Raw genomic sequence first — 8,204 nt, 5'->3', positions numbered from 1 at the left:
TCCTGCAGCCGGCGCGGCAGGTGGAAGCTGGCCTGCCGCCAGTCGCTGGGCAGGTTCTGCGCGCCGCGGTCGATGCTGCCATCGGGCATCACCACGCCCGGGCAGCCCACGGCCAGCACCGGCAGCAGCGCGGTGCCTTGCTGTTCGGCCCGCTCGATCAGCTGGCGCAGCAGATCGACGATGCCTTCCACCAGGTCGGCTTCGCCTTCTTCGTCGGCATGGCGCCATTTTTCCCGTTCGGTCACACGGGCATCGTCACCGCCAGGGCCGAACGCGACGATGCCGCAGCGCACGTTGGTGCCGCCGATGTCGATGGCCAGCATCGCGCCACCGGCCTGCCGCAACGCGGGTGGCAGCAGCTGCACGCCGCCGGCCAGTCCGCCGTCGTCGGCGCCGTGGTGGATGGGGCGCATCTGCAGCGCGCGCAGCGCATCGGGCTGGCCGTCGGCGTGCAACCGGGCAGCAGTCTGCCGGATGGCGATGCGGCCGATCACGCTTTCCTTGAAGCCGCCGCCCACGACGATGCGCTGCACGCCGTGCCAGCTGGGGTGGCGCATCAGCCGGCCGATGACGTAGGCCAGCCGTTCGGAGAAGTCGTGGATGGCCAGCGCGACGGTGCGCGCCGCCTCTGTATCACCCGACAGCGCGATGCGGTCGAGCTCGTCCTTGCTCATCTCCTCGCTGGGCGTGGGCCCCAGCGGGTCGCGGCCGGCGCGTTCCATGCGCTCGCGCCAGTCGGCCAGCAGCGCGCGAAAGGCCGTCTGGCTGGCCTGGTCGCCGACCAGGCCGTCTTCGTCCTCGATCTCCAGGCTGTAGCCGTCCACCCGCACGCTGGACAGCTGGCAACTGCCGTGGGCGGGCGCGGCTTGCGGGTCCGGCGGGGCGTCGGGGGTGCGGGTCATGGGCCCCGATGCTTGGTGCAGCGGCGGCGCGGCTGCGTCAGACGGCGCGGGCACTGCGTGTAGGAGTTCAGGCCGGGTCTGGGCATGTCGGTTGCCAGAGCAGCCAGAATCCGGCGCGCCATCCTGCGCGCTTCTGCCGTACCGCCATGAATCCGCCATCGTCCCTCACGCCCCAGGCCCCTCCACGCGCTGCCACCGGCATCACCGGCCTGGACGACGTACTCGGCGGCGGCCTGCCCGAGCGCCATGTGTACCTGGTGGAAGGGGAGCCCGGCAGCGGCAAGACCACGCTGGGCATCCAGTTCTTGCTGGAAGGATTGCGCTGCGGCGAAAAAGGCCTTTACGTCACCTTGTCGGAAACCGCCGAGGAGCTGCGGGTGGTGGCCGCTGCCCACGGCTGGTCGCTGGACGGGCTGACGCTGTTTGAGCTGGTGTCGGCCGCGGGGCTGGGTGAAGACGCCGAGCAGTCCATCCTGCATCCGTCGGAAGTGGAGCTGGGCGAAACCACCCGCGGCGTGATGGCCGCGGTGGAACAGCAGCGCCCACAGCGCGTGGTGTTCGACAGCCTGTCGGAGATGAGGCTGCTGGCGCAGGACCCGCTGCGCTACCGCCGGCAGATCCTGGCGCTCAAGCATTTCTTCGCGCGGCATGGCTGCACCGTGCTGCTGCTGGACGACAAGACCTCGCAGGACGCCGACCTGCAGCTGCACAGCCTGGCCCACGGCGTGCTCACTCTCGGGCAGACCAGCGGCCACTACGGCGAGGACAAGCGCTTCCTGCGGGTGGCCAAGCTGCGCGGCGCCAAGTTCCGCGGCGGCGAGCACGACTTCCGGCTTGACACCGGCGGCATCTCGCTGTTCCCGCGCCTGACGGCCGCCGAACACCCGGGCGACCACGTGCACCAGCTGCGCAGCACCGGCCATGCGGTGTTCGACCAGATGCTGGGCGGCGGCCTGACCAGCGGCAGCAACACCTTGTTCGCCGGCCCCAGCGGCGTGGGCAAGACCACCACTGCCATCACCTGCATCATGGCAGCGCTGCAGCGCGGCGAGAAGGCGGCCTACTACCTGTTCGACGAAGGCCTGGGTACGTTGCTCACCCGCTGCCGCATGCTGCGCCTGCCGGTGCAGCAGTACATCGACAGCGGCGACCTGGAAGTGCACGCGCTGGACCCCGCCGCGGTGTCGCCGGGCGAGTTCTCGCACCTGGTGCGCGAGGCGGTGGCCAGCCGCGGCGTCACCACGCTGGTGATCGACAGCCTGAACGCCTACCTGCAAGGCATGCCCGGCGGCAAGTTCCTGCTGCTGCAGATGCATGAGCTGCTCACCTACCTGAACCAGCGCGGCGTGGCCACGCTGCTGGTGCTGGGCCAGCACGGCATCCTGGGCGACGGCGGCAGCGATGTCGACCTCAGCTACCTCAGCGATGCGCTGGTGCTGTTCCGCTTCTTCGAGGCGCGGGGCCAGCTGCTCAAGGCGGTGTCGGTGGTCAAGAGCCGCACCAGTGCGCACGAGCCCTACATCCGCGAATTCCGTCTGGGCCGCGGCGGTGTGGAGATCGGCGCCGCGCTGGTCGACTTCGAGGGCGTGATGCGCGGCCTGCCGGCCTATCGCGGCTCGCAGGCGCTGCTGGGCGACGGTGCACCGCAGGTGACGGCGCAGTGATCGCCGCGCCGATGGAGCGGCGGGTGCTGGTGCACACGCCCCGCGGTCGCGATGCCGACGTGGTGGCCTCGGTGCTGGCCGCGGCCGACATCGCGTCTGTGGTGTGCGCCAGCCATGACGCCATGCTGGCCGGCCTGCGCGAAGGCGCCGCGGCCGCCATCGTCACCGAAGAAAGCCTGCAGTCCGAGGCGGGCGGCGCGCTGGCGCGCTGGCTGGCCGACCAGCCCAGCTGGTCGGACTTCCCCTTCATCGTGCTGGCCACGCGCCAGGCCGGCCGCCGGCCGGCGCATGCCGCGCAGGCCTTGCATGCGCTGGGCAACGTGGTGCTGCTGGAGCGCCCGGTGAATGCCGAAACCCTGGCCAGCGCGGCCGAAGCGGCGGTGCGCGCCCGCAACCGGCAGTACGTCACCCGCCGCAACCTGCAGGAGCTGGGCGAGGCACGCGCCACCGTGGAACGGCTGAACCGCGAGCTGGAAGACCGCATCGCCGCCCGCACCCACGAACTGGCCGCGGCCAACGACCGGCTGATGGCCGAGATCAACGAGCGCGAACGGGCCCAGGCCGCGCTGGTGCACATGCAGAAGATGGAGGCCATCGGCCGGCTGACCGGCGGCATCGCCCACGACTTCAACAACCTGCTGCACGTGGTCAGCATGAACCTGGAGCTGCTGGTGCGGCAGATCCCGGAAGCCAAGGTGGCCGCCATCGCCGAGCGTGCGCGGCGGGCAGTCTCGCGCGGCTCGCGGCTCACCGGCCAGCTGCTGACCTTTGCGCGCGCGCAATCGCTGCTGCCGCGACTGACCGACGTCAATGCGCTGCTGCTGGGCATGCAGGAGCTGGTGGCCATTTCCACCGGCGCCACCGTGGCGGTGGAGCTGGCCTTGAGCGAAGGCCCGGCCTGGGTGCAGCTGGACCCGAGCCAGATGGAGATGGCCATCCTCAACCTGGCCGTCAATGCCAAGGACGCGATGCCCGAGGGTGGCCGGCTGCTGATCGCCACCCGCGTGGAAGACACCAGCGCCGACGAACTGCCGGCCGGCCAGCAGGTGTGCGTGTCGGTCACCGACGAAGGCGCGGGCATCCCGCCGCACCTGCTGAGCAAGGTGTTCGACCCCTTCTTCACCACCAAGCCGCTGGGCAGCGGCACCGGCCTGGGCTTGAGCCAGGTGTACGGCTTTGCGCAGCAGTCGGGCGGTTCGGCCCGCATCGACAGCCGGGTGGGCGAGGGCACCACCGTGGAGATGCGCTTTCCGATGGCCGCGCCGCAGTTGCAGACCCAGGCACCGGCCGATGGGCCGGCGCAGGCCACCCAGCGCCAGCACCACATCCTGGTGGTGGAAGACGACGCCGAGGTGCGCCGCGTGCTGGTGGACAGCCTGCGCTTCAACGGCCACCGGGTGATGTCGGCTTCCAACGGCCCCGACGGGCTGGAGATGCTGGGCCGCCAGCGGCCCGACCTGCTGATCGTGGACTACGCCATGCCCGGCATGAACGGGGCCGAGGTGATCAAGCAGGCCCGCGAGAGCCAGCCGCGGCTGCCGGTGATCCTGGCCACCGGCTATGCCGACATGGCCGAGGTGGGCACGGTGCTGGGCACGCAGTCCATCCTCATCAAGCCGTTCGACATCGGCACCTTGCTGCGCGCCGTGTCGCAGGCCATGCAGGACGGCGCGCGCTGAAAGCAGCCGCATGGGGCCGCCCCGCTTTACATCGGCGGCTGACCGTTCGAGGCGGTGACGCCGCCGTCCACAGGCAGGTTCACGCCGTTGACGAAGCGCGCGTCCATGCTGGCCAGGAAGGCCACCACGCCGGCGATGTCCGAAGGCTCGGCCACGCGGCCCAGCGGCATGCGTTCCATGAACTGGCTGACCAGCTTTTCGTCCTTGAGCATGTCTTCGGTCATGCCGGTGCGGGTGAGCGACGGGCACACCGCGTTGCAGCGCACGCCGCGGCCGCCGTAGTCCAGCGCGATGGCGCGTGTGAGGTTGACCACGCCGCCCTTGGCCGCGTTGTACGCGGCGGTGTTCCAGTCGCCACCCAGGCCCGAGACCGACGCCGTGTTGACGATGCAGCCCTGCGTCTTGAGCAGGTGCGGCATGGCTGCGCGGCAGCCGTGGAAGACGCCGGTGAGGTCGGTGTTGAGCGTGCGGTGCCAGTCGTCGATGGACACTTTTTCCACCGTGCCCTCGGGCGCGATGCCGGCGTTGTTGACGATCACGTCCAGCCCGCCGAAGTGCTGCACGGCGGCCTGCACCAGTGCCTCGACCTGCGCATAGTCGGACACGTCGCAGCGCCGGGCCAGGGTGCGCTCGGGCGGCAGCGTGGCGGTCACGCGGTCCAGCAGGTCTTCGTCCAGGTCGCACAAGACCACGTTGGCGCCTTCGGAAGCAAAGCGCTCGGCCACGCCGCGGCCGATGCCCGATGCCGCCCCGGTGACGATGACGGTCTTGTTGCCAAATCGATGCAAGTTGCTGCTCCTCGGGCCGAACCTGACCCGTTCAGCAAGGCTACGTGGCCTGTCCCCGCTGCCTGCGTAGGACAGCGGGACCGCCTGCTGTAGGTGGTGCTTGTCGATGAATGCGCCAACTCTGTGCGGGCCCTTGCTTTGCAACGCCTGTCTACATTCTTGCTACCCGGAGGAGCCGCCATGCCCAACACCCGATTCCAGGCGGCCACTGACACGCTGAGGCCACTGGGCTTTCAGCTTGCCAGCGGTGCCTGCAGCCTGCCCCAGTACCTGGATGCCGTGGCCGACCTGCTGAAGGCGGCCATCGCCTGCCACCGCGTGACGGTGTGGCTGCTGCAGCGCGCCGCCCCCAACGCCACGCTGCAGTGCACCGCCTGGTCCAGCTTCAGCCGCGGGCTGCAGATCCACCGCTGCGCGCTGTCGCAGGCCGCGGTGCAGGCCTACCTGCAGGCGGTGCTGGACACCGGCGTGCTGGCCGTGGCCGACCTGCGCGAAGCCCCGCTGCTGGCGGCGCTGAACACCGCCTATTGCGAGCCCGAGCAGGTGCTGGCCACGCTGGACGCGGCGTTCGTGGTCAACGGGCAGGCGGTGGGCGTGGTGTGCTGCGAGCAGATCGGCGCGGTGCGCGACTGGACCGCTGACGAGCGGGCCTTGCTGCGCAGCGTGGCGCAGACGGTGACGCTGGACCTGGCGCGGCTGGCCAGCGGCGTGCAGCCGGGCGACGATTGTTCCGACGACGTGCGCCGGCTGTTGCTGGCGCTGCACCCGCCAGAAGGATAGGGAGGGAGCCAGCCGCGCCGTGCGGCTAACATGGCTTCAACATGAGGAGTTGAAAAGCATGGGTCAGCCGGGACAAGCCCCCGCATACGACACCTTGGCCACGCACGAGGCCGAGATCCTGGAAGCCTGGCTGCAAAACCTGCAGGCCGATGGTGCGCTGCAAAGCGGCCGCATCCGGGAAGGTGAGCTGAGGGTGCAGTGCGCCGGCCTGCTGCGCCAGCTGCGCGCGGGCATGGCCGAATCCAGCGACCTGGACGCGCCGGCCTTCGCGCCGCTGCGCGATGCGCTGTCCGACCTGTCGGCCAGCCGCGCGCAGCAGGGCTTCAGCCCGCGCGAGATCGCCACCTTCATCTTCTCGCTCAAGCAGCCGCTGTTCGAGGCCATGACCCGCGGCGCCGGCCACGATGTGCAGGCCACCTGGCAGACCGGCCTGCTGGTCGATCGCCTGGGCCTGCTGGTGATGGAAGCCTTCCAGCGCACGCGCGAAGAAGTCATCGTGCGCCAGCAGCAGGAGATCTCCGAGCTGTCCACGCCCGTCATCAAGCTGTGGGACGGCATCCTGGCGCTGCCGCTGATCGGCACGCTGGACAGCCAGCGCACGCAGGTGGTGATGGAGAACCTGCTGGAGTCCATCGCGCAGCTGGGCGCGGGCATGGCCATCATCGACATCACCGGCGTGCCCACGGTGGACACACTGACCGCGCAGCACCTGCTCAAGACCGTGGCCGCCGCGCGGCTGATGGGGGCTGACTGCATCATCAGCGGCATCCGCCCGCAGATCGCGCAGACCATGGTGCACCTGGGCGTGGAGCTGACGGTGGTGTCCAAGGCCACGCTGGCCGATGCCTTCGCGCTGGCGCTGTCGCGCCAGGGCCGTGGCGTCACGCGGCTGCGCAAACCCGAGGCGCCCGGCCAGAGCCTGCCGCTGGGCTGAGCGGCCATGGAACGCATTCCCATCCTGAAGCTGGGCGACGCCCTGCTCGTGACCATCCAGGTCGACATGCACGACCAGCTGGCCAGCGCGCTGGAGGAAGACCTGACCGCCAGGATCGTGGCGGTGCGTGCCCGCGGCGTGCTGATCGACATTTCGGCGATGGAGATCGTGGACAGCTTCATCGGCCGCATGCTGGACAACATCGCCGCGGTCTCGCGCATCCTGGACGCCGACACCGTGGTGGTGGGCATGCGGCCCGCGGTGGCCATCACGCTGGTGGAACTGGGCCTGTCCCTCAACGGCGTGAAGACCGCGCTGGACGTGGAGCGGGGCATGGCGATGATCCGGCGCCATGCCTACCTGGCGTCGGACGACGACGACCAAGACGGTGGCTGAGCTGCTGGACATCCGCAAGTCGGAAGACGTGGTCCGGGTGCGCCAGCGGGTGCGCGCGCTGGCGGTGGAGGCCGGACTGAGCCTGGTCGACCAGACCAAGATCGTGACGGCCGCCAGCGAGCTGGCCCGCAACACGCTGGACTACGGCGGTGGCGGCACGGTGGACCTGGAACTGGTGCTGGCCCCGCGGCGCGGCGTGCGCATGCAGTTCGTCGACCAGGGCCCCGGCATCCCCGACATCGAACTGGCGCTGCGCGACGGCTTCACCAGCGGCGGCGGCCTGGGCCTGGGGCTGGGTGGGGCCAAGCGGCTGTCGTCCGAGTTCCACATCAGCTCGCAGCCCGGTCAGGGCACCCGCATCACGATCGCCCGCTTCAAGTAGCCTGCATGTTCGAAGTCATCGTCACGGAGCAGAGCCAGATCGCCGAGGCAAGGCGGCGCGCATCCGCCGCGGCCACGGCGGCAGGCTTCAACGAGACGGCCGCCGGCCGCGTGGCCCTGGCCGCCACCGAACTGGCCACCAACCTGGTCAAGCATGGCGGCGGCGGCCGGCTGGTGGTGGGCGCTGCCGATCACCACGTGGACCTGCTGGCGCTGGATGCCGGCGCCGGCATCGCCGACCTCGGCCGGGCCCTGGCCGATGGCTACTCCACCGCCGGCACCGCGGGCAACGGCCTGGGCGCCTTGCGCCGCCTGGCCGACCCGTTTGCGGTGGTGAGCTGGCCGGGCCGCGGCACCGCGATGCTGGCCCGCGTGCATGCTGCGGCAGCGGCAGCACCGGCCGGGCAGGCCGGCACGGCCGACACCGCGGCCGGTGAGCTGGCCGGCCTGGTGCTGCCACGCGCGGGCGAGGTGGCCTGCGGCGACGCCTGGAGCCATGCCGACGATGCCGAGGGCCGCACCGTGTTCGTGGTCGATGGCCTGGGCCATGGCATGGACGCGGCGCGCGCCGCCAACGAGGCGGTGGCCCAGTTCCAGCGCAGCCGCCACCAGCAGCCCGACGAGATCGTGCAGTCGGTGCATGGCGCCATCCGCCACACCCGGGGCGCGGCGGTGGGCGT

9 protein-coding genes are annotated in these 8,204 nt (G+C 70.7%); 7 read left to right on the top strand and 2 right to left on the bottom strand.

Annotated elements, in window-relative coordinates:
- A partial coding sequence (locus ABNT58_RS09400) for an ROK family protein (protein WP_348753226.1) occupies positions 1-902 on the bottom strand: 902 nt, incomplete at its 3' end.
- A gap of 146 nt (positions 903-1,048) precedes the next feature.
- On the opposite strand from ABNT58_RS09400, the gene ABNT58_RS09395 reads away from it, so the two are divergent.
- Both ABNT58_RS09395 and ABNT58_RS09390 read left to right on the top strand, forming a co-directional pair.
- The gene (locus ABNT58_RS09395) at positions 1,049-2,566 is read left to right on the top strand and encodes an ATPase domain-containing protein (protein WP_348753225.1); all 1,518 of its coding nucleotides are present in this window, start codon (positions 1,049-1,051) and stop codon (positions 2,564-2,566) included.
- Positions 2,563-4,245, top strand: coding sequence for a response regulator (locus ABNT58_RS09390; protein WP_348753224.1), 1,683 nt, complete (start codon positions 2,563-2,565; stop codon positions 4,243-4,245). The genes ABNT58_RS09395 and ABNT58_RS09390 overlap by 4 nt, the downstream gene beginning before the upstream one ends.
- Before the next feature lie 26 nt (positions 4,246-4,271).
- On the opposite strand, the gene ABNT58_RS09385 is transcribed toward ABNT58_RS09390, so the two are convergent.
- Positions 4,272-5,033, bottom strand: coding sequence for an SDR family oxidoreductase (locus ABNT58_RS09385; RefSeq protein WP_348753223.1), 762 nt, complete (start codon positions 5,031-5,033; stop codon positions 4,272-4,274).
- A 180-nt stretch (positions 5,034-5,213) separates the two neighbouring features.
- Between ABNT58_RS09385 and ABNT58_RS09380 the strand changes: the two genes are divergently transcribed.
- The 5 genes from ABNT58_RS09380 to ABNT58_RS09360 form a co-directional block, all read left to right on the top strand.
- Positions 5,214-5,813 carry a GAF domain-containing protein gene (locus tag ABNT58_RS09380; protein WP_348753222.1) on the top strand — a complete coding sequence of 200 codons (600 nt, stop codon included), beginning with the start codon at positions 5,214-5,216 and terminating at the stop codon, positions 5,811-5,813.
- Between the two features lie 94 nt (positions 5,814-5,907).
- Entirely contained in the window at positions 5,908-6,747 is an 840-nt protein-coding gene (locus ABNT58_RS09375) for an STAS domain-containing protein (RefSeq protein WP_348753221.1), read from the top strand.
- Positions 6,748-6,753: 6 nt separating this feature from the next.
- Positions 6,754-7,143, top strand: coding sequence for an STAS domain-containing protein (locus tag ABNT58_RS09370; protein ID WP_348753220.1), 390 nt, complete (start codon positions 6,754-6,756; stop codon positions 7,141-7,143).
- A complete protein-coding gene (locus tag ABNT58_RS09365; protein WP_348753219.1) occupies positions 7,100-7,525 on the top strand; it encodes an anti-sigma regulatory factor in 426 nt (141 codons plus the stop codon). The genes ABNT58_RS09370 and ABNT58_RS09365 overlap by 44 nt, the downstream gene beginning before the upstream one ends.
- A gap of 5 nt (positions 7,526-7,530) precedes the next feature.
- Positions 7,531-8,204 (top strand): ATP-binding protein (locus ABNT58_RS09360; protein WP_348753218.1); only part of this gene is annotated, 674 nt, incomplete at its 3' end.

It is taken from the genome of uncultured Aquincola sp. (assembly GCF_964001545.1).
Taxonomy (GTDB): Bacteria; Pseudomonadota; Gammaproteobacteria; order Burkholderiales; family Burkholderiaceae_C; genus Aquincola.
Note: the sequence above shows the minus strand (reverse complement) of the source record. Positions and strands in the feature narration are given on the sequence as shown.